We start from the raw sequence: 21,460 nt of genomic DNA on the forward strand, positions 1-21,460 counted from the left end.
TACCGGAGGGAAAAACGATGCCTAAATACGGTGATCCTAGCTTAAGAGTTTTTACATTAAATTCAAACAAAGGTCTTGCGAATGAGATAACAGAACATATTGGTGTGCCGATGGGAAAGAGCTCTGTTACTCGGTTTAGTGACGGTGAAGTGCAAATCAATATCGAAGAAAGTATTCGTGGTTGTGACGTATACTTAATTCAATCGACTTCTGCTCCTGCAAATGAGCACATTATGGAATTATTAATTATGATTGATGCGTTGAAGCGTGCTTCTGCACGGACAATTAATCTTGTTATGCCTTATTATGGCTATGCGCGTCAAGATCGTAAAGCGCGTGCTCGTGAACCAATTACAGCAAAACTTGTTGCAAACTTGATTGAGAAGGCGGGAGCTACACGAGTTCTTACTCTTGACCTTCATGCAACACAAATTCAAGGATTCTTTGATATTCCAGTTGACCAATTAATGGGTGTACCGATTTTAGCTGATTATTTCTCTCAAAAAGACTTAGAGGACATTGTAATTGTTTCGCCTGACCATGGTGGTGTAGTGCGTGCACGAAAGATGGCAGATCGTTTAAAAGCACCAATTGCGATCATTGATAAGCGTAGACCGAAACCAAATGTATCTGAAGTGATGAATATTGTCGGAAACATTGAAGGGAAAACAGCCATTATTATTGATGATATCATTGATACGGCAGGTACGATAACGCTTGCTGCCAATGCATTAGTCGAGTATGGCGCAAAGGAAGTGTATGCATGCTGTACTCATCCTGTGTTATCTGGTCCAGCAATGGAGCGTATTAACAATTCAAAAATTAAGGAACTTGTCGTTACTAATTCAATTGTCCTTGATGATGAGAAGAAAAGCGAAAAGGTAACAGAATTATCAGTAGCGGCATTAATGGGTGAGGCGATTATCCGCGTACATGAAAATGTTTCTGTAAGTACACTGTTTGATTAAGTATTTAGAAGGTGCCAAAGCGAATCATTAACAAAAAAAGGTTTAAATACTCTTATTAAGGGAACATATGATAGAGAGAGTTTAAAACTAATATGAGGTGATAGCGATGGCAACAATTTTAAAAGCAAATCCAAGAGATGACCTTAGAGGATCCGCAACTAGAAAAATTCGTAAACAAGGGCATGTTCCTGCGATCTTGTATGGCAATAAAATTGAAAGTCAACCAGTATCAATCGAGAGTATTGACTTACTGAAAACGGTTAGAGAAGTAGGGAAAAATGGATTGTTTGCACTTGATGTAGCAGGAAAAGAGAAACACCAAGTGATGATACATGATATTCAAATTGACCCACTTAAAAATGAATATACACATATCGATTTCTTTGAAGTGGATATGGCTTCAGAAATCGATGCAAATGTTCCTGCTCGCCTAATAGGAGATGCACCGGGAGAGAAGGAAGGAGGCATGGTTTCACACTTAATGTATGAAATAGCAGTGAAATGCTTGCCTTCAGATATACCAGAAGAAATTACAGTCGATGTGTCTAATTTAAGTATCGGCGACTCGATTCAAGTAGCGGATATTCGTCAAGCTGTATCAGTAACTATTACAAGTGAAGATGATGAAACAATTGTAACCATACAGGCACCAGCCGCTGAGGTTGAGAATGGGCAAGCTACTGAGGAGCAACTAGAAGAGACTGTAGGAACCGAAGAAACCAAAGAAAACAACACAGCAGAAGAATAATAAGTAGAGGGTGACTCAGTAACTGCGTTTTTTAGATCCTAGAACTTATATACGAACAAAAATACTCTTTTGCTCGTATTTGGCGATCTAGATAGACGCAAGTAAAGAGGTTTGTCTCAAAAGGTCTAGGGCCTCTTGAGACGGCTTCTAAAATGAGTCACTCTCTTTTTTAAGGAGATGTTCGAATGAAGGTAATTGTCGGACTTGGCAATCCAGGAGTCAAGTACGCTGGTACTCGTCACAATGTTGGTTTTGATTGCATTGACTACTGTGCAAAGGAAATGCAAATTGAGTTGGACGAATCTAAATTTAAAGGCGTCTTTGGAAAAGGCATCATTAATGGCGAAAAAGTTTTTCTACTAAAACCTCTTACATACATGAATTTATCTGGTGAATGCGTCCGACCATTTATTGATTATTTTAATATAGATATAAAAGATGTTGTCGTTATTTATGATGATATGGATTTGCCAGTTGGGAAAATACGGCTACGTCAAAAAGGAAGTGCTGGTGGACATAATGGGATTAAATCACTGATTCAACACTTAGGTACACCAGAATTTAATCGCATTCGTGTTGGCGTCGATCGTCCGCAAAATGGAGAATCGATTGTGAATTATGTTCTAGGTACGTATGACCCTGATGAACGAGAACAAGTCAAGGAGTCCATTATTCAAACGTCGAAAGCAGTAGAGGCATGGACGACAAAGACTTTTCTTGAAGTTATGAATGAATTTAATTAAGATCGTATAGAGAACCTTCTTGCTGACAATACTATTGATTACCTAGTATAGCAAAAGGGGGGCATATGCCTTGGTCATTCATTATCAGTGCCGTCATTGTAAGACGAAGCTTGGCTCACTTGAACAACAACAAGCGCATTCTGAGTCATTAGGATTTAATCAATTAACAAGCCTAGAGCGAGAAAATATGTTATCATATAATGAAAATGGAGATATTCAGGTACATTCGATTTGTGAAGATTGTCATGAGGCACTAACGCGTAATCCAGATTTATATCAATTAGACAATCTTATACAATAAGGAAAGAAACGTCAGCTTTGGTTTATAACCAAAGCGTTTTTCTGTTATCACTTAGATTTCAAGCAGGATTCTAGTCCTAAGTAAAGAATAGAGAAAAGAGAGTCCGAATAATAATTATTATTGGTAGTATGAGGATAACATTGTCATTACATATTGTGGGGCGTTGTACTCATGGATAAGGTGAAGAAATAACAGGGGGAAGAACATGTTAGGATTGCAGCATTACTTACGTACAAACGAAGACATAAAAGCGGTTTTAACTAGCTTAGAAGCCAATATGAAAGAACAATTGATATCTGGATTGACTGGTTCAGCTAGAACATTGTTTATGTCATCGTTATATTTAGAGTCAAAAAGACCGATGCTTGTTATTACACATAATTTATATCAAGCGCAGAAACTATATGATGATCTAGTAGGACTTCTAACGGATGAAGAAGTCCTTTTATACCCGGTAAATGAATTAATTTCAGCAGAGATAGCCATTGCCAGTCCAGAAATGAAAGCTCAACGAATTGATGTATTAAACAAACTTGTTCAATCATTTCAAGGTATTGTTATCGCTCCGTTAGCCGGAGTTAGACGTCAACTTCCTCCGGTTCGAGTGTGGGAGGATTGTCAAGTTCAACTAGAAGTTGGAATGGACATAGGTGATATCAATCAATTGATAGAAAAGCTGATCGTGACGGGATTTCAGCGAGTTGATATGGTCTCTTCTCCAGGAGAAGTAAGTGTTAGAGGGGGCATTATCGACTTGTATCCGCTAACAGAATCAGATCCTATTCGGATTGAGCTTTTTGATACCGAAATTGATTCCATTAGAACATTCCAAGTTGACAACCAACGTTCAAAAGAAGAAAGAAAAAGTGTTGTCATTGGACCGGCCCAAGAAGTTCTCTTGTACAATGAGCATTATCAAAAAGCAGCAGAAAGACTATCAGACGGTCTTACAGCAACAATAAAAAAAGTGAAGGCAAAAGAAACAAAAGAACGTTTGTCACAAAATATTTCCTATGAAATTGGACAATTAAAGCAAGGCACCACCTTTCAAGGGATGTACAAATATATGTCTCTTTATTACGAAGGTGAGCATTCTCTTCTGTCTTATATGAATAAGAATACAGTCATTATGATTGATGAAGTATCAAGAGTAAAAGAGATAGCAGATAACTTAGAGAAGGAAGAAGCGGAATGGAACATGGCGCTGTTAGAACAAGGAGAGATTGTTCATGACGTTGCTATGTCTGTTCCTGTTTTTGAGGTCTTAAAAACAAGTCCTTATTCGATTCTTTATTTATCTCTTTTCTTGAAACATGTCGCGTCAACAAATCCCGAAAATGTGATCAGTGTCACATGTAAATCAATGCAACAATTTCATGGGCAGTTGCAACTTCTTCAATCTGAGGTGAAGAGGTGGAAAAAAAGCGGGCAGGCGATTGTCTTCATTGCTGGATCTAAAGATAGGGCAGATCGCCTTTCGTTAAATTTAGAAGAAGAAGGCATTGATACAAGAATAATTGAAAAAGCGAGTAAACTTGTCGATGGCCAGGTACAAATCATGGTCGGAAATTTGCAGACTGGCTTTGAGCTTCCTTCAAGCAATCTTGTGGTGATTACTGAAGAAGAAGTGTTTGCTAAGAAACAAGCCAAACGCCCCCAACGAAAACAAGCGATCTCGAATGCAGAGCGAATAAAAAGTTATTCTGAACTAAAGGTTGGCGATCTAATTGTTCATACGAATCACGGGATTGGTAAGTACTTAGGTGTAGAAACACTTGAAATAAATGGCCTTCATAAAGATTATTTGCATCTGCGTTATGCGGGAAATGACAAGCTTTATGTACCAGTGGAACAAATTGATCAAGTTCAGAAATATGTAGGATCTGAAGAGAAAGATCCGAAAATTTATGCACTTGGCGGTAGTGATTGGAAAAAGGTCAAGAAAAAAGTCCAAGCCTCTGTAGAAGATATTGCTGATGATCTAATTAAGCTTTATGCAGAACGAGAAGCCAGTGTTGGATTTGCCTTTTCACAAGATAGCAATGAACAGAGTGAATTTGAATCATCATTTCAATATCAAGAGACAGAAGATCAAATTCGAGCGATTGCTGAAATCAAAGAAGATATGGAAAAGACGCGTCCAATGGATCGACTGCTGTGTGGAGATGTAGGGTATGGAAAGACCGAAGTCGCTATTCGAGCTGCATTTAAATCAATTATGGACGGGAAACAGGTAGCAATATTAGTGCCAACGACTATTTTGGCTCAGCAGCATTATGAGACTATAAAAGAACGTTTTTCAGACTTCCCTATTAATATTGGCGTGTTAAGCAGATTCCGTTCTAAGAAAGAACAAACGGAAACATTAAAAGGGGTTAAGGCTGGGTCAGTTGATTTAATTGTCGGTACTCATCGTCTGTTGTCAAAAGATATTGTATTTAAAGATCTAGGACTTCTTATTGTTGACGAGGAACAACGATTTGGGGTTTCACATAAAGAGAAAATCAAGCATTTAAAAGCAAATATTGATGTTCTTACATTGACAGCAACCCCGATCCCAAGAACGTTGCATATGTCAATGCTTGGCGTGCGTGATTTATCTATTATTGAAACGCCACCTGAAAATCGTTTTCCTGTCCAAACATATGTTGTTGAATACAATGCTGCTCTTATTCGTGAAGCGATAGAGCGCGAACTGAGTAGGGGTGGGCAAGTTTATTTTCTCTATAACCGTGTAGAAGATATCGAAAGAATGACAGAGCAACTTTCCATGCTCGTTCCTGATGCACGCATTAGTTATGCTCACGGGCAGATGAATGAACGTGAGTTAGAAACGATTATGCTCGAATTTTTAGAAGGACATAGCGATGTTTTAGTTACAACGACGATTATTGAGACGGGTGTTGACATTCCGAATGTGAATACGTTAATTATTTACAATGCTGATAAGATGGGGCTCTCGCAGTTATATCAAATTCGTGGTCGAGTTGGACGTTCAAATCGTGTAGCTTATGCATATTTTACGTATCAACGCGATAAAGTACTAACGGAAGTAGCAGAAAAACGATTGCAAGCAATTAAAGAATTTACTGAGCTTGGGTCTGGCTTTAAAATTGCTATGCGAGACTTAACGATCCGCGGTGCCGGGAATTTACTTGGGTCACAACAACATGGATTTATAGAATCTGTTGGGTTTGATTTATATTCGCAAATGCTTAAGGATGCAATTGAAGAAAGAAAAGGCGATAAACCAAAGGAGCCTCCATTCCAAGTAGAGCTTGACGTGAAAATTGATGCTTATATTCCGGAGACTTATATTCAAGACGCAAAACAAAAAATTGAAATGTACAAACGATTTAAAGGCGCAGAATCTGTAAGTGATTTAACCGAACTTAAAGACGAAATGATGGACCGCTTTGGTGAATATCCAAAGCAAGTTGATTTTCTCTTGCGTTTAACGCATATAAAAATGAGTGCTAACAAAGAGCGAGTTCAGCAAATAACGGAAACGAAAGACCAAGTAAATATCATCTTGTCTGAAGAGACTTCAAGTAAAATGGATGGTACCAAACTGTTTGAAGCAGCTCATAAACTTGGTCGAGAAATTATTTTAGGAACTGCTGGAGATAAAATAAAATTTGCGATCAAAACGAAATCCTTAAGTGATGAACAAGTATTATTGTTTATTGAGAAAATCATTCAAGTGGTTAAAAAAGCGAAAAAGTAGCAATTAAACTAGGTTAACACCCAAATAATGGTGCATTTGGATTATTTAGTAATTCAAACAAATTCATGGATTGGTGAATAGTTCTTTTTTTAAGAAAGATACTATAGTTAAGAAAAGAAATGGTTATTTTCTTATCACTTACCATCAAGTGAATACATCATTAGAAAGTGAGGCAATACAGTATGAAAGCTACAGGTATCGTACGTCGTATTGATGATTTAGGACGGGTTGTAATCCCGAAAGAAATCAGGAGAACACTTCGAATCCGAGAAGGAGATCCTCTCGAGATTTTCGTAGATCGTGATGGAGAAGTTATATTAAAGAAATACTCCCCTATTTCTGAACTAGGAGATTTTGCAAAGGAATATGCAGAGGCACTTTACGACAGTTTAAACCACTATGTCTTAATCGCTGATCGGGATACGTTTATAGCAGTAGCCGGTGCGCCTAAAAAAGAGTTTGCAAACAAAGCGATTGGTGAAATCGTTGAAAAAGTCATGGATGAACGAAAAGCGGCAGTTGTAACAAGTAGCGGTGAATACAATCTCGTCGGAGATCATGTCGATGAGCTTAAAGGATATGTTATTTCACCAATCATTGCAAATGGAGATCCAATTGGTGCTGTTGTGCTCTTTAGTAAAGAGCAGGAGCTATCTGGAACCATTGAACAGAAACTTGCGGAAACGGCAGCAAGCTTCCTAGCTAGACAAATGGAACAATAAATAGCTATCAAAAAGCTCGTCTCCTTCTAAGGAGGACGGGCCTTTTTTCGTCTCTGGCTCGCACTTGCTAACATAAAACTTGATCGCTAGTGCAGGATGTTTGGTATCTTTAGTGGTTACTATCACGTATACTACGAAAATTAGTCGGGGGAACTCCCTTTTAAGCTATGCTACATTGGTTCTATCTACAACATTTACAATCATTATGATAAGATGATTCAAAGAAAGGTGAGAATCAAGTGAGAAATCAAGGTGTATTGCACGGTATTGCTCTTTTATCAGTAGTTGCATTGCTTGCAAAAATACTAAGCGCAGCTTACCGAATACCATTTCAGAATTTATCAGGTGATATGGGCTATTATGTGTATCAACAAATTTATCCGTTCTATGGAATTGTCATGGTACTTGCTATGTATGGATTTCCCGTTGTTCTTTCTAAGCGTCGCGCTGAATTATTAGCAGCGGGTTTTGTAAATGAGGCGAGAAACGTAACAAGTTTGCTGTTTTACGGACTATTACTTATAACAGTCTTTGTATGGTTAGCACTGTACATCCTTGCACCTAGCATTGCTGAGTTAATGGCAGATAGACAATTGGAAGGGCCAATTCGGGCTATGAGCTTTGTTGTTTTATTACTTCCGTTTTTAAGTGTTGGTAGAGGGTATCATCAAGGTGAAGGTGAACTCGTTTCAACAGCAGTCTCTCATATTGTTGAACAGCTTGTACGAGTGTTGTTCATATTAGGGTTTACATATGTGTTTGTCACGCTAGGTTTTGATGCATACAAAATAGGTGCCGCTGCGGCTTATGGCTCTTTAATAGGTGGTGTCATTGGAATTATTGCTTTGCTCTTCTTTACACGAGCTGTTTGGTTGAGGCAACTAGTGCATCCTAAAAGGCTACAACTATCAAAAGTTTTGAACGAAAACATAGGAATGTTGAAGCAAAGTGTGTTTATTTGTTTAAGTGCACTTATTTTTGTTTTACTGCAGCTCATTGATGCATTCACGATTGTAAGATTCTTGCAATGGAGCGGGGTAGCTGCAAGTGAAGCTTTCCCGACGAAAGGGATCTATGATCGTGGTCAGCCGCTGCTTCAACTGGGGACAGTCTTAACGACAACGCTGTCACTAGCGTTAGTTCCAATGTTATCTAAGGCTGTAGCAAAGAGAGATTTTACGGCCGCTAAGCATTACCAAACGCTGTCTTATCGTTTGACTCTTTTAATAGGAGGAGCAGCAACGATAGGATTAGTCATCATCATTGAGCCTACTAATCATATGTTATTTACTGATATACTTGGTACAAATGTATTACGTGTTATGAGTGTAGCGATTTTGTTCTGCTCCTTTTTTGTAACCATTTCGGCTGTATTGCAAGGATACAATCTCGCATTTTTACCAGCAATAGCAGTTGGAATCGGCGTATTACTGAAACTGATTTTTAATGTGTTGTTGGTTCCCCTTTTAGGTACGATAGGTGCAGCTTGGTCTACGGTTATTGCTGTTATCGTAATGGTTGGTTATTTGCTTTTAGCTCTAAAAAGAAATAACTATTTATTTATAGGGCACTACAAGTCCTATATACAGATTGTCATTGTTCTGATCTTGATGGGGGTCGTTACATGGTTATGGAAAAAGGGATTAACAACGATGCTAAGTATACATAATAGAGGAACCGATTCAGTCGTTGCTTTATCATCTGCTGCAATTGGGGGAATTGTAGTCGCGAGCTGCTTGTTTACATTAGCTCTATTTACCGAAGAGGAGTGGAATAAAATTCCTAAATTAAATAAACTAAGAGTACGACTTATGAAAAGGAGAGGGTGAAGGTGAAGAAAATAAACGTTATTGGGCTGGGCGCCAGTGATTTAGATCAAATGCCTCTTGGTGTCTATCGCCATCTTCAAAAACAAGAAAAAATCTATATCAGAACGACTGATCACCCAGTAATTGAACAACTTCAAAAAGAAGGAATGGAATTCGAGTCATTTGATGCAATTTACGAGCAATATGATGAATTTGAATCTGTCTATAAAGCGATTATCGATCAACTATTAGAAAAAGTTGAACAAGAAGAGAACATTACGTATGCGGTACCTGGACATCCTTTTGTTGCTGAAAGAACGGTTCAACTTCTCTTAGAAGTAAGTAAAAAAGAACAGGTTGAACTAGCCTTTTTAGGAGGGCAAAGCTTTCTAGACGGGATGTATACAGCATTGCAAATAGATCCGATAGAGGGATGTCAAATCGTTGATGGAACGGCGTTAAACAGAGATGAACTTGAGATACGCTCTCATATCATTATTGTACAAGTATACGATGCGATGATTGCCTCTGATGTTAAATTAACGTTAATGGAACGCCTTCCCGATGATTATGAAGTGACAATTGCAACAGCAGTCGGATCAAAAGAGCAACAACTGACAAAAGTAAAATTGTTTGAATTAGACCATGTGACGACACTTAATAATCTCACAGCGGTTTACGTACCTCCTGTGCAAGAAGAGACTCTTTTATACGGGGAGTTCGCCAAGCTACGTGAAGTGATTGCAACTCTTAGAGGGCCGAATGGTTGTCCGTGGGACCAAAAACAAACACATGAATCATTAAAGAAATATTTCATTGAAGAAGTGTATGAAGTGCTTGAAGCAATAGATAATGAAGATGATGATCATCTGGTTGAAGAGCTTGGTGATGTCCTTCTGCAAATAATGTTACACTCACAAATTGGTGAGGATGATGGCTTTTTTTCTGTACAAGATGTCATTAAAGGTGTAACCGAAAAAATGATTCGTAGACATCCACATGTCTTTGGACAAGTTACGGTCAATGATGCAGACGAAGTCGTGACCAATTGGGATGAAATTAAACGCGAAGAGAAAGGTGAAGAGCACGATCAGTCTATCTTATCGCCCATTCCGAAGGGGTTACCTGCATTAATGGAAGCGACAAAGCTACAGAAAAAAGCAGCAAAAGTCGGATTTGACTGGGAAGAAGCTGCACCGATGTGGATGAAATTGCAAGAAGAAATTGGTGAGTTTATGCTTGAAGTGAAGGCTCAAGATTCTGATAAGATGCAGAAGGAACTTGGCGATATCCTATTTGTTACGGTGAACCTTGCGCGCTTCTACAAAATTGATGCAGAAGAGGCTCTTCTTAGTACGAATCGAAAATTCACTAATCGTTTTCGTTACATTGAAACGGCTACACATGCTGAAGGAAAAAAAATAACGGACATGACATTAGAAGAACTTGATGAAAAGTGGGATGAAGCCAAGAGGCTAGAAAATTAAGACTTAGGGGGCATGAAAGATGCGATTAGATAAATTTTTGAAAGTATCACGACTCATTAAGCGTCGTACATTGGCAAAAGAAGTGTGTGATCAAGGGAGAATTACGATTAATGGTCAAGTTGCCAAAGCTGGGTCAGCCATAAAAGCTGGTGATGAACTTGTTGTGCGGTTTGGGCAAAAGCTTGTTACGGTTCGGATTGATAATGTGCGTGAGATGGTAAGGAAAGACGAGGCTGCTACGATGTACACAATTATTAGTGAAGCACCAGTTTCATAGGAACAACAATATAGGTTGAAGGCTATTGGAAAAGGTGAAAACCGGAGGCCACTGAAAAAGTTAAAAAGCAACCTTTTTCAATAGCCTCGTATAGGCTTGTTCTATTTTTGAAATTCTCTTCATAAACTGCTATGAAAGCATATGGAGGAGGGACTAAAAGATGGATCAGCAATATGAATTTGGTACACCTATGGGACGGGAACGGCAAACGAATGAACACGATGTCATCTTAAAAGGTAGAAGACAATTAGATATTACTGGAGTTAAGCAAGTGGAGAGCTTTGATAATGAAGAATTTCTTTTAGAGACAGTTATGGGCTTTTTATCGGTACGCGGCCAAAACTTGCATATGAAAAATTTAAATGTAGAGCAAGGAAACGTATCCATTGAAGGGAAAGTATATGACCTTATTTATTTAGACCAAAATCAACAAGACAAATCAAAAGGTTTCTTTGGGAAGTTATTTAAGTGACGTTAACAGTTCAACTCTATACGATGTTATCAATGGCTGCAATGGGGCTGTATATTGGTGCAGCTATTGATACGTATGGGCGCTTCACCCGTAAGAGACCATCCTTCAATTGGCTCGTTGCATGTAATGATCTGTTGTTTTGGCTCGTTCAGGCTCTTGTTGTGTTTTACGTCTTATTACAAGCAAATAATGGAGAGATACGTTTTTATATATTTTTAGCTTTAGTATGTGGTTACGCTGCTTACCAGTCTTTATTTCGACAATTGTATCAGACGTTATTAGAAAAACTAATTACGTTTGTTATCCAAACTTATCGAATTACGATCAAGCTATTTATGGTATTATTAATTAACCCAATTAAGTACTTATTGAAAGTCCTCTATTCCTTATGTATGATGGTATTATCAGTTTGTTTAACAGTGATCTTATTCTTGCTACGAATCATTTGGAGACCAACAAAATGGCTACTATTCCTACTTTACAAATGGACACGGTTGAATAAGCAAGTGAATAAAATGAAGCCAATTTTCCGTAAATTAAAGGAGTTTTTCCAATCGATGAGGAAGAAGAAAGAGTAAGGGGGGATCAGAATGGTCACAAATCGTACTTCTAGAGTAAGGGAAATGGATAAATCCTATATACAACAACGCGAACAAGAGCTTGAATTTGAATCAAGAAAACGTAGAGGTCTTATTCGTAGGCTGAGTGTGTTAGCTATTGTTGCCTTAACTTTAGGTTGTATGGGTTTTGTGACACTGTATGCCCAAGCGAATTCTTTAGAGGAAAAAAGGCAAGAATCGCTAACCCTTGAAAGTCAACTAAAACAACTGCAGCTAGATGAGCAACGTTTACGAGAAGACATTAAAAATTATAATGATCTTGATTACATTGCAGAAATAGCGAGAAGAGATTATTATTTATCTAAGCCAGGCGAAACTTTGTTTAAATTACCTGAATCTCAGTCAAATTGACACTTTCTGTTTTTATTCAGGTATAATATAAAAAATGAACATTTTCAGATTTCTTAAGGAGGATCTATTTTTTCATGTCAATCGAAGCAGGCAGCAAGTTACAGGGTAAGGTTACAGGAATCACTCATTTTGGTGCATTTGTGGAGCTGCCGGGTGGTTCTACAGGCCTTGTACACATTAGCGAAGTCGCTGATAACTATGTTAAGGACATTAACGAATTCTTAAAGGTTGGGGACGAAGTACTTGTAAAAGTAGTCAATGTTGAGAAGGATGGGAAGATTGGGCTGTCTATCCGTAAAGCGGTAGATCGTCCGGAAAGACCTGAGACATCTGAGCGATCAGCGCGTCCACCACGTCCTGACCGTCCTGATCGCCCTAGTCGTCCTTACAATTCACAACGGCCAAGTCGCCCACAAGGTGGAAATCGTCCACAAGGCGGTGGAGGGCGTGGTCCAAGACCAAATCAGGCACGTCCGTCTTTATCTTTTGAAGACAAAATGAATCGCTTCTTAAAGGATAGTGAAGAACGCATCTCAACATTGAAGCGTCAAACAGAATCTAAACGTGGAGGTCGAGGCGCCCGTCGAGGATAACTTGCTGCTCTAATACGAGGACATTTGTTTAAAGGGTCAAGTGAAAGCTTGGCCTTTTTATGTTGAGTTTCCAAGAACATCGAGTTCAATAACAGCGCAAAAAATGTAATTATGTATTGACTTGGCATAAAGTTAATAGTATATTAGTAGATGTCGCAATTGACCAATTTGGCGGTGTAGCTCAGCTGGCTAGAGCGTACGGTTCATACCCGTGAGGTCGTGGGTTCGACTCCCTCCGCCGCTACCAAATACATAATTTACAACCTTCACTTTATGAGTGGAGGTTTTTTTTGTTTTATAGAAATTGGATGAGTATAGAGGGGATTCAATGAAGTATGTTCGTTTACTCAAAGAAAGCAACGGGCTGCTCTCCTTCAAATGGAGATAAGTAAGATAGAACTCTATTACCTTATTCTCTGCATTCATCGAGGTGGCAATGGCTCCGCTCGCCGTGTCCTTTTGAAAAGGTCGCTCAAAAGGCTAAAAACATAACGGCGGCTTCGCTCATTGCTAAGAGAGAAAGATTTAAAAGGAAACCCACCTTTTGAAACTTTCTCTCTTCATCTTTCTCCATAGTCTCCAATAATCCCCTATAATATTAGACTCTCTATCAACAAACGATGCGTACGATAGCTGTTGCTACCTATTTGAGACGAAAGAAGTCGAACGTTTTTTGGAATTCGCCCTGCAATTTTGACAAAAAATGAAAGTTCTATCTGTTTATAATGAGTATACGAATAAAACTAGGGTGGTGGATGTTGATGATTCAGAAGTTGACAAAAGAATGGACCGAACCCGCTGACCAAGGAAGTACTTTTCGGAGTAAGTGGACGAGCTTAGCTAAAGGGGTAAATGGAAAGGTGACGACATTTACACGAGCTGCTTTTTACCAATATGGGTTAATCATTGCAATCGTCGGTTTTTTACTTGGGCGAGCCATGATTTTATCTGAACTAACTCCATTTGTTTTGCCATTTTTAGCAGCTGTTTATATGCTTAAGCGAGAGCGAGCAGGCATCGCAGCTTTGTCTTTACTTGCTGGTGCAATGACGAGTTATCATGGTCAAGTAGTCTTTGTACTGTTAGCCATTATCGCCTATGTTCTTTTGCAAAAGGTTGTTGCTAAATATGTAAAGGATTCAACGAAGGTACTTCCTTATACTGTCTTTGCTGCAAGCATTATGACACGATTAGCGATTGTTTTTTTTCTAGAGGGAACAATTTCAAATTATGCATTAATGATGGGGTCGGTTGAAGCGGGGTTAAGTTTTATTTTAACGATGATTTTCTTGCAAAGTGTTCCGATTGTCACATCAAGAAAGCTAAAACAACCTTTACGAAATGAAGAAATTGTCTGCTTGATCATCTTACTCGCTTCTGTCATGACTGGAACGGTTGGGTGGGTATTGTATGATATGACAGTAGAACACGTGCTAGCAAGATATTTGGTACTTGCCTTTGCGTTTGTAGGTGGTGCAGCGATCGGCTCGACAGTAGGTGTTGTAACAGGTTTAATTTTAAGTTTAGCGAGTGTAGCAAGTCTTTATCAGATGAGCTTACTAGCTTTTGCTGGTCTTTTAGGTGGTCTACTTAAAGAAGGAAAAAAAGTAGGTGTAGGGATCGGGTTGCTTGTTGGTACTTTATTAATAGGGCTATATGGCGAAGGAGCCACACAAGTTTCCGTCACATTAATGGAATCAATGTTAGCGATATTGGTTTTTTTCTTAACACCTAGAAGTGTATTTACGAGTCTTGCAAGATATATCCCAGGAACAGTAGAACATTCAAAAGAACAGCAACAATATTTACGAAAAATTCGTGATTTAACAGCTGGAAAAGTGGAACAGTTCTCCACGCTATTTCAAACACTGTCTAATAGTTTTCAAACTCCAGCGCAAGCTTCAACCCATGAGGATGAAGATAACGAGGTAGATATGTTTTTAAGTAATGTTACGGAGAAAACATGTCAAACATGTTTTAAAAAAGAGCGGTGCTGGGTCCAGAACTTTACTAAAACATATGATTCCATGCAACGAATTATGACTGAAATAGAAGAACATGGAGAAATAAGAGATCAAATGTTAAAGGCAGATTGGAAGAAACAATGTATTAAACCAGAAAAGATTATCCAGGCAATTAGACACGAGCATGGACACTACCAAGCAAATCAAAAGCTGAAACGTCAAGTGATTGAAAGCAGGAGGCTCGTTGCTGATCAGCTTCTCGGAGTTTCTCGTGTAATGGGTGATTTCGCTAGAGAAATCCAAAAAGAAAAAGAAGCTTATCATTTTCAAGAGGAGCAAATGTTAGAAGCGCTCAGAGATGTTGGCCTTGAAATAGGTCACATCGACATTTACAGCTTAAAAAAAGGGAATTTAGAGATTGAAATGAGTGTGTCATCTGACAATGACCATGGGAAATGTGAAAAAATTATTGCCCCGATTTTATCAGATCTATTAAGAGAGACCGTTATTGTTAAAAAAGAGGAGCCTGCGTTTTACCCAAATGGTTATAGTCATGTTTCTTTTAGTTCAGCAAAACAATATGTCGTGGATACAGGAGTAGCACATGTTGCCAAAGGAGGAGCTTATGTATCAGGAGATTGCTATTCAACGATTGAATTAGGTTCTGGGAAATATGCCATTGCGATAAGTGATGGTATGGGAAATGGAGAACGTGCACATCTTGAGAGCAATGAAACTCTGCAACTTTTGCAAAAGGTTCTTCAGTCTGGTATTGAAGAAACAGTGGCCATTAAATCAGTCAATTCGGTTTTATCGTTACGTACGACTGATGAAATTTTTTCGACACTTGATTTAGCCATGATTGATCTTCAAGATGCAACAACAAGATTCTTAAAAATAGGGTCCATTCCTAGTTTCATTAAAAGAGGAAACAATGTCATAAAAGTGGAAGCAAGCAATTTGCCTATGGGAATGATTCAAGAGTTTGATGTAGATGTCGTTAGTGAACAATTGAAGGCTGGAGATTTGCTTGTCATGATGAGCGACGGAATTTACGATGCCCCTAAGCACGTTGAAAATAAGGAGATGTGGATGAAACGATTATTAAGTGAGATTAAGACAGATCATCCACAAGAAGTAGCAGATATTATTCTTGAGAAGATTATCCGAGAGGGTCAAGGCTCTATTGATGATGACATGACCGTGATTGTGGCAAAAATAAAACGTAATACGCCGAAGTGGTCTGCAATCCCTCTATATAAATCTCCTAAATTAGTTCATAAAAAAAGGAAGAAGACAGTATAGAAGTTTTTCAAAAAGGTCGTTTTTCAGTGGTTTCCAGTTTTAACCTTTTTGATCAAATTCGAAGCATTGAGCGGAGCCGCTAGCAACGTTTTAAGTAAGCCAATGCACAGCACCGCTCTGATTAACCAAAATTTTTAAAATAAGTTGTGTTACGCGCCCACCATAGCTGATGTCGAAACGGGAAGTGCGTTTTGACATCGGTTATTCGTGGTGCGCGAGGATGATGGTGGGGAGGTAAGAGAAACTAAGGCTTCCGCCTGTGTGCATTCTTCGATCGAGAAAGGGTAAGGAGTTAGTTTATTTTTGTTTAAAGAGGGATCTGGCGGAAGCCAAGTTTTTCTAGACTCATAACGTATAAAACTTCTATTGGTAGTGAATGATGGTAACATTCAGACTACTTGGAGGGGACGCGTAATGAGTAAAGGTACGCTAAAGCAAATTTTATTATTAACGGATGGTCATTCAAATCAAGGTGAAGATCCGATTGCAATTGCTGCGCTTGCTAAGGAACAAGGAGTAACGGTTAATGTCATAGGGGTAGTAGATGGGAATCACTTAAATGAACAGGGAATTGAAGAGATTGAAGCCATTGCAATGGCTGGAGGTGGAGTAAGCCAAGTAGTTTATGCAAAACAGCTTGCCCAAACAGTACAAATGGTCACCCGAAAAGCAATGACGCAAACGATACATGGTGTTGTGAATAAGGAGCTCACACAGATCTTAGGCCGAAATCAAGAAATGGAAGATCTCTCTCCTGCAAAGAGAGGGCAAGTGATGGAAGTTGTCGATGAGCTTGGTGAGACGATGAATTTGGATGTGTTGATTCTAGTTGATACAAGTGCAAGTATGAGAAATAAGTTACCTATGGTTCAAGAAGCGTTAACGGATTTGTCTATCAGCCTTACATCTAGAATGGGGGCAAATCGTTTTGCCCTTTATTCATTTCCCGGAAAGAAGAAAGATATTGATAAGTTGCTTGATTGGTCTCCACAGCTTAATTCGCTTACAGGAATTTTTCAGAAGCTTTCCTCAGGTGGAATTACACCGACCGGACCTGCTCTGCAAGTGGCCCTTGAGAAATTTTTGAAGTCTGGCTCAAGAAGGAGTTTGATGGCTGGTGATGAAGCACAGCTACTCGAAGAATCAGGTATGTAAACTTACGGCAGGAGCAAAAATCGTTGGAAAGTGGCACAGGCATCCATATAAAATTGTAAGGGTACTAGGGGCTGGGGCAACTGGCAAGGTGTATTTAGCAGAATCTGCTAAAGGTCTTGTTGCTTTGAAAGTAGGTACCGATAGTATGTCTATTACATCAGAGGTAAATGTGTTAAAACATTTCTCAAAGGTTCAAGGGGTTGTTCTTGGACCTTCTTTGCTAGATGTAGATGATCTAGTCACTTCGGAAGGGACGTTTCCTTTTTATGTAATGGAGTATTTAAAAGGAACAGAATTGATTGAGTATATGCAAAATCGAGGAGTAGAGTGGTTAGGGATCTTAATGGTTCAATTACTTGGTGATTTGGACCGGCTACATTCTGCTGGTTGGGTATTTGGTGATTTGAAACCTGATAACGTTCTTGTTGTAGGTCCTCCTGCAAGAATTAGATGGTTAGATGTCGGAGGGACAACGTTAATTGGAAGGTCAATAAAAGAATACACGGAGTTTTTTGATCGAGGGTATTGGGGGCTTGGATCAAGAAAGGCAGAGCCAAGCTATGATTTGTTTGCAGTGGCAATGGTTATGATCAACTGTGCTTATCCAAAGCGCTTTGAAAAGAAAGGAGAAAAAACAATTGTACTGCTAAAGCAAAGTGTAGATGATAAGCCTCTCCTTCGTCCGTACCGAGATGTAATTATTAGTGCTTTACAAGGAAAGTATGACTCAGCCGAGGCGATGCGAAAAGAGATGGTGAAAGCTGTCTCGAAAAGTTCTAGCTATAAACATCTTCCAGTAAAAGCACAAAAGAAAATGAAAAAAACGAAAGTCGCTACTACTAGCGATAAGAAACAAAAGCAATCCTCTTACTTTGTTGAAATCTTCCTGCTTTGCTCTTTTCTTCTATTGATATATATCCTATACTTATTTGGACAAATGATGTAGAAAGTAAGTAAAGAAATCGGCTTGTGTAGATGGAGGAGTTGGTATGAAAGCTGATCGGATGATGGATATATGCTTGCTTGCAGGCGAAATCATGCTCACCTATGGTGCTGAAACATATCGAGTTGAAGAAACGTTGGAAAGAATGGCCAAGTCGGCACAGTTTAAAAATGTTCATAGCTTTGTGACCACAACAGGAATCTTCCTATCATTTGAAGAAGATAGTAAGGGCGATGTCATGCAAATGATTCGAGTTGATGACAGACTCCAAGATTTAAACAAGGTGACTCTTGTTAACCAAGTTTCAAGGGAGTTCGTTAGCGGGACAATCACAAGTGATGAAGCATTAGATAAGTTAGAGGAAATTGCCAAAGCACCGATGAATTATTCGCCGCTTTTGTTGCATTTTTCCTCTGGCATAGCAGGAGGCGCTTTCTCTTATTTATTTGGTGGAAATTTGTATGACACGGTCCCAGCCTTTATTGCTGGATTTGTAGCAAGTTGGTGTATCGTTACGCTTCAAGATTATACAAAGGTAAAGTTTTTTGCTGAATTCATGTCTGCCTTTATAGGTGGAGCCGTTGCGATTGGCCTTGTTCTATTTGGACTTGGAGAAAACCTCGACCAAGTGATCATTGGGACGTTAATGCCATTAGTCCCGGGAATCCCCCTCACAAATGCGGTTAGAGACTTAATGTCAGGAGATTTAATAGCTGGCGTTAGTAGAGGTGCGGAGGCAGTCATTACGGCGTTATCAATCGCAACAGGTGTTGCACTTGCAATTGCTCTATTTTTATAGAGATGAATTCAGGAGGATGAATGATGGTACTTGAACTGATTTTTTGTTTTTTTGCTACAGTGGCATTTGGGGTTATATTTAATGTACCAAAGCGTATTTTATGGTTAGGTGGAGTCGTTGGTGCATTAGCTTGGTTTATTTATTCGACATTACCGACATTTGGTATGTCCGATATCTTTGCTACAGCAGTAGCCTCGCTTGTTTGTGCGACTTGCTGTCACTTACTTGCAAGAAAGTTCCGTGTGCCTGTTACAACGTTTAGTATACCTGGTATTATTCCGCTTGTGCCTGGAGGCAGAGCGTACTTTACGATGCTTGCGTTTGTAGATGGAGATTACATACATGGTTTGCAGCTAGGAATTGAGACCATGCTTCGAGCTGGTGCGATTGCTGCTGGACTTGTTTTTGCTTTATCCATTTTCTCAATTGGTAAAGGAGGAATTGGACAACGTTATGAAACTAGACGTTCATAAGTTTATTAAACGGCATAATCTTTTTAACCGATGTGAGATAGTCATTGTCGCCGTATCAGGTGGTCCTGATTCCATGGCGCTGCTTCATTATCTTTGGCAGATGAAAGGTCAGTATCAAATACAGGTTATGGCCTGCCATATTCATCACCAGCTTAGAGGGAAAGAAGCGGATGATGATGCTCTATATGTACAGCGATTTTGTGATGAACGTGGAATTCTCTTATCTCAAAAACGTGTAAATGTAAAAGCGTATGCTAAGGAGCAGAAAAAAGGAACACAGGTAGCAGCAAGAGAACTGCGCTATCAGTGGTTCGAAGAATTACTTAATGAGTATCCGAATAGTAAAATTGCGACAGGTCATCATGGTGATGATCAAATCGAAACGATGCTTATGAAAATGGCAAGGGGAAGCCTTCCGTTATTTACATATGGAATTCCACTTGAACGAAGTCTTGGAAAAGGATCAATTATTCGACCTCTTTTAGGAATAACGAAGGAGAAAATTGAGCAATATTGTATAGAAGCTTCCATTGATCCAAGACGTGATTCAAGTAATCAATCGACTGTTTATACACGTAATCGGTTTCGAAAAAAAATGTTGCCGTTTTTAAAGAATGAGAATCAAAATATCCATATTCATATGCAAAGGCAAAATGAGTGGGAAAGTGATGATCAGAAATTTCTTATGGAATTGGCTGAAAAAGTAAAAGCTTCCATTGTTCTTAAAGAAAGTGAACAAAACGTTACAATTTCACGCCAAGCCCTTCTTGATGTAGCCCTCCCTTTACAAAGAAGAGTGATTCATCTAATATTAAGTTATCTTTACCGGAAAAATTCACCATCGATTACGTCTATACATATTGAGCAAGTGCTCGAAATGCTTCACCGTGAAAAACCGTCGGGTGAAATTCATTTTTCTGACTCATTTTTTGTACGGCGCGATTATCATGTTTGTCATTTCTTGAAGGGGCAAGTGAATTCGTTCAAAGAACAAGTACAATCATTGACCATTCCAGGCATTACTACTACCTCTACGTGGCTTATCGAGACTTATGTGACAGATGACATGGATGTAGTTGAAGCGAGCAATCAAGTGATCTTGGACTATGAAGAGGTTTCTGAACCGCTTTTTATTCGAGGGAAACAGCCAAATGACCGCATGACGTGTCGAGGGATGGAAGGTACGAAAAAAGTAGGTAGGTTGTTCATTGATCGTAAAATCTCAAAGTATGACAGAAAGCATTGGCCACTTTTAGTGGATGGAGAAGGGCGAATTTTATGGGTGCCTTTTTTACACAGATCGAAAGTTGCGAATGTAGCCATGCATACGAAAAAGAAATTAGTTGTATCGTGTTACCGTCGAGTAGAGAGTGAACCAGACAATTGATCTGATGAATGTAGGAGGTTTGTTTGACATTGATAAGGGACGAGATTAAAGAGATACTGATTTCCGAAGAACAAATACAAGAAAAGTGTCGGGAGTTAGGAAAACAAATTACAGAAGAATATGATGAGAAGTTTCCGCTTGTAGTTGGTGTATTAAAAGGTGCTATGCCATTTATGGGTGATTTAACCAAACGAATTGACACACATCTTGAAATGGACTTTATGGATGTATCGAGTTATGGAGCAGGCATGGTTTCATCTGGAGAGGTCAAAATAGTAAAAGACTTAGATACGTCGGTCGAAGGTCGAGATGTTCTTATTTTAGAAGATATTATTGATAGTGGGCTAACATTAAGCTATCTCGTTAAGCTTTTCCATTATCGAAAAGCGAAATCAGTTAAAGTTGTAACTCTATTAGATAAACCAGATGGACGTCAAGTCGATTTAGTACCAGATTTAGCGGGATTTATTGTTCCTGACGCGTTTGTTGTTGGATATGGATTGGATTATGCCCAAAAGTACCGAAACTTGCCGTATATCGGGATCTTAAAGCCTGAAATCTATGAGAGTTAAAGTTTGTGAACAAAATAACAATTATGGTACGATAAGCAAAGTTGT

General features: G+C 38.9%; 20 protein-coding genes and 1 tRNA gene. All 21 read left to right on the forward strand.

Annotation, left to right across the window (positions count from 1 at the left end):
* Positions 1-17 precede the first annotated feature (17 nt).
* The 21 genes from SAZ04_RS16530 to hpt all read left to right on the forward strand — a co-directional run bounded on the left by SAZ04_RS16530 (position 18) and on the right by hpt (position 21,415).
* Positions 18-968, forward strand: a complete 951-nt coding sequence (locus tag SAZ04_RS16530; protein WP_332697245.1) for a ribose-phosphate diphosphokinase — start codon at positions 18-20, stop codon at positions 966-968.
* Positions 969-1,074: 106 nt separating this feature from the next.
* Positions 1,075-1,716, forward strand: coding sequence for a 50S ribosomal protein L25/general stress protein Ctc (locus SAZ04_RS16535; protein WP_332697247.1), 642 nt, complete (start codon positions 1,075-1,077; stop codon positions 1,714-1,716).
* 185 nt (positions 1,717-1,901) lie between these two features.
* A complete protein-coding gene (gene pth / locus SAZ04_RS16540; RefSeq protein WP_332697249.1) occupies positions 1,902-2,459 on the forward strand; it encodes an aminoacyl-tRNA hydrolase in 558 nt (185 codons plus the stop codon).
* A 70-nt stretch (positions 2,460-2,529) separates the two neighbouring features.
* Positions 2,530-2,760 carry an anti-sigma-F factor Fin gene (fin, locus tag SAZ04_RS16545; protein WP_332697251.1) on the forward strand — a complete coding sequence of 77 codons (231 nt, stop codon included), beginning with the start codon at positions 2,530-2,532 and terminating at the stop codon, positions 2,758-2,760.
* Positions 2,761-2,965: 205 nt separating this feature from the next.
* A complete protein-coding gene (mfd, locus tag SAZ04_RS16550) occupies positions 2,966-6,487 on the forward strand; it encodes a transcription-repair coupling factor (protein WP_332697253.1) in 3,522 nt (1,173 codons plus the stop codon).
* A 182-nt stretch (positions 6,488-6,669) separates the two neighbouring features.
* The gene (spoVT, locus tag SAZ04_RS16555; protein ID WP_332697256.1) at positions 6,670-7,209 is read left to right on the forward strand and encodes a stage V sporulation protein T; all 540 of its coding nucleotides are present in this window, start codon (positions 6,670-6,672) and stop codon (positions 7,207-7,209) included.
* Between the two features lie 239 nt (positions 7,210-7,448).
* Positions 7,449-9,038 (forward strand): putative polysaccharide biosynthesis protein, encoded by a 1,590-nt coding sequence (locus SAZ04_RS16560; RefSeq protein ID WP_332697257.1) that lies wholly within the window; start codon positions 7,449-7,451, stop codon positions 9,036-9,038.
* A gap of 2 nt (positions 9,039-9,040) precedes the next feature.
* On the forward strand, positions 9,041-10,504 hold the full coding sequence (yabN, locus tag SAZ04_RS16565) for a bifunctional methyltransferase/pyrophosphohydrolase YabN (RefSeq protein ID WP_332697259.1): 1,464 nt from the start codon (positions 9,041-9,043) through the stop codon (positions 10,502-10,504).
* 19 nt (positions 10,505-10,523) lie between these two features.
* Positions 10,524-10,781 carry an RNA-binding S4 domain-containing protein gene (locus tag SAZ04_RS16570; RefSeq protein ID WP_332697261.1) on the forward strand — a complete coding sequence of 86 codons (258 nt, stop codon included), beginning with the start codon at positions 10,524-10,526 and terminating at the stop codon, positions 10,779-10,781.
* A 160-nt stretch (positions 10,782-10,941) separates the two neighbouring features.
* Positions 10,942-11,253, forward strand: coding sequence for a sporulation protein YabP (yabP, locus tag SAZ04_RS16575; RefSeq protein ID WP_332697263.1), 312 nt, complete (start codon positions 10,942-10,944; stop codon positions 11,251-11,253).
* Positions 11,250-11,831 carry a spore cortex biosynthesis protein YabQ gene (gene yabQ / locus SAZ04_RS16580; protein WP_332697265.1) on the forward strand — a complete coding sequence of 194 codons (582 nt, stop codon included), beginning with the start codon at positions 11,250-11,252 and terminating at the stop codon, positions 11,829-11,831. The genes yabP and yabQ overlap by 4 nt, the downstream gene beginning before the upstream one ends.
* 12 nt (positions 11,832-11,843) lie before the next feature.
* Positions 11,844-12,224 (forward strand): FtsB family cell division protein, encoded by a 381-nt coding sequence (locus SAZ04_RS16585; protein WP_332697266.1) that lies wholly within the window; start codon positions 11,844-11,846, stop codon positions 12,222-12,224.
* A gap of 74 nt (positions 12,225-12,298) precedes the next feature.
* Complete coding sequence (locus SAZ04_RS16590) at positions 12,299-12,817, forward strand: S1 domain-containing RNA-binding protein (RefSeq protein WP_332697267.1); 519 nt, start codon at positions 12,299-12,301, stop codon at positions 12,815-12,817.
* Positions 12,818-12,987: 170 nt separating this feature from the next.
* A tRNA-Met gene (locus SAZ04_RS16595) sits at positions 12,988-13,064 on the forward strand.
* A 514-nt stretch (positions 13,065-13,578) separates the two neighbouring features.
* On the forward strand, positions 13,579-16,086 hold the full coding sequence (spoIIE, locus tag SAZ04_RS16600; protein WP_332697268.1) for a stage II sporulation protein E: 2,508 nt from the start codon (positions 13,579-13,581) through the stop codon (positions 16,084-16,086).
* A gap of 414 nt (positions 16,087-16,500) precedes the next feature.
* The gene (locus SAZ04_RS16605; RefSeq protein WP_332697270.1) at positions 16,501-17,241 is read left to right on the forward strand and encodes a VWA domain-containing protein; all 741 of its coding nucleotides are present in this window, start codon (positions 16,501-16,503) and stop codon (positions 17,239-17,241) included.
* Positions 17,207-18,187, forward strand: a complete 981-nt coding sequence (locus SAZ04_RS16610; protein ID WP_332697301.1) for a serine/threonine protein kinase — start codon at positions 17,207-17,209, stop codon at positions 18,185-18,187. The genes SAZ04_RS16605 and SAZ04_RS16610 overlap by 35 nt, the downstream gene beginning before the upstream one ends.
* 43 nt (positions 18,188-18,230) lie before the next feature.
* Positions 18,231-18,983 carry a threonine/serine exporter family protein gene (locus tag SAZ04_RS16615; protein ID WP_332697272.1) on the forward strand — a complete coding sequence of 251 codons (753 nt, stop codon included), beginning with the start codon at positions 18,231-18,233 and terminating at the stop codon, positions 18,981-18,983.
* Positions 18,984-19,006: 23 nt separating this feature from the next.
* Positions 19,007-19,456, forward strand: a complete 450-nt coding sequence (locus SAZ04_RS16620; RefSeq protein WP_332697303.1) for a threonine/serine exporter family protein — start codon at positions 19,007-19,009, stop codon at positions 19,454-19,456.
* On the forward strand, positions 19,425-20,843 hold the full coding sequence (gene tilS, locus SAZ04_RS16625; protein ID WP_332697274.1) for a tRNA lysidine(34) synthetase TilS: 1,419 nt from the start codon (positions 19,425-19,427) through the stop codon (positions 20,841-20,843). The genes SAZ04_RS16620 and tilS overlap by 32 nt, the downstream gene beginning before the upstream one ends.
* Before the next feature lie 32 nt (positions 20,844-20,875).
* Positions 20,876-21,415, forward strand: coding sequence for a hypoxanthine phosphoribosyltransferase (hpt, locus tag SAZ04_RS16630; RefSeq protein WP_332697305.1), 540 nt, complete (start codon positions 20,876-20,878; stop codon positions 21,413-21,415).
* Positions 21,416-21,460 lie beyond the last annotated feature (45 nt).

Origin of the sequence: Halalkalibacter lacteus (assembly GCF_036663595.1) — a bacterium.
GTDB lineage: Bacteria > Bacillota > Bacilli > Bacillales > Bacillaceae_D > Halalkalibacter > Halalkalibacter lacteus.

Bases quoted from the DNA above. Each gene is read 5' to 3' on its own strand.
- pth (WP_332697249.1), top strand. From the start codon at position 1,902: ATGAAGGTAATTGTCGGACTTGGCAATCCAGGAGTCAAGTACGCTGGT.
- SAZ04_RS16605 (WP_332697270.1), top strand. From the start codon at position 16,501: ATGAGTAAAGGTACGCTAAAGCAAATTTTATTATTAACGGATGGTCAT.
- SAZ04_RS16585 (WP_332697266.1), top strand. From the start codon at position 11,844: ATGGTCACAAATCGTACTTCTAGAGTAAGGGAAATGGATAAATCCTAT.
- SAZ04_RS16530 (WP_332697245.1), top strand. From the start codon at position 18: ATGCCTAAATACGGTGATCCTAGCTTAAGAGTTTTTACATTAAATTCA.
- spoVT (WP_332697256.1), top strand. From the start codon at position 6,670: ATGAAAGCTACAGGTATCGTACGTCGTATTGATGATTTAGGACGGGTT.
- mfd (WP_332697253.1), top strand. From the start codon at position 2,966: ATGTTAGGATTGCAGCATTACTTACGTACAAACGAAGACATAAAAGCG.
- SAZ04_RS16610 (WP_332697301.1), top strand. From the start codon at position 17,207: ATGAAGCACAGCTACTCGAAGAATCAGGTATGTAAACTTACGGCAGGA.
- SAZ04_RS16615 (WP_332697272.1), top strand. From the start codon at position 18,231: ATGAAAGCTGATCGGATGATGGATATATGCTTGCTTGCAGGCGAAATC.
- SAZ04_RS16590 (WP_332697267.1), top strand. From the start codon at position 12,299: ATGTCAATCGAAGCAGGCAGCAAGTTACAGGGTAAGGTTACAGGAATC.
- SAZ04_RS16535 (WP_332697247.1), top strand. From the start codon at position 1,075: ATGGCAACAATTTTAAAAGCAAATCCAAGAGATGACCTTAGAGGATCC.
- SAZ04_RS16620 (WP_332697303.1), top strand. From the start codon at position 19,007: ATGGTACTTGAACTGATTTTTTGTTTTTTTGCTACAGTGGCATTTGGG.
- SAZ04_RS16570 (WP_332697261.1), top strand. From the start codon at position 10,524: ATGCGATTAGATAAATTTTTGAAAGTATCACGACTCATTAAGCGTCGT.
- yabP (WP_332697263.1), top strand. From the start codon at position 10,942: ATGGATCAGCAATATGAATTTGGTACACCTATGGGACGGGAACGGCAA.
- spoIIE (WP_332697268.1), top strand. From the start codon at position 13,579: ATGATTCAGAAGTTGACAAAAGAATGGACCGAACCCGCTGACCAAGGA.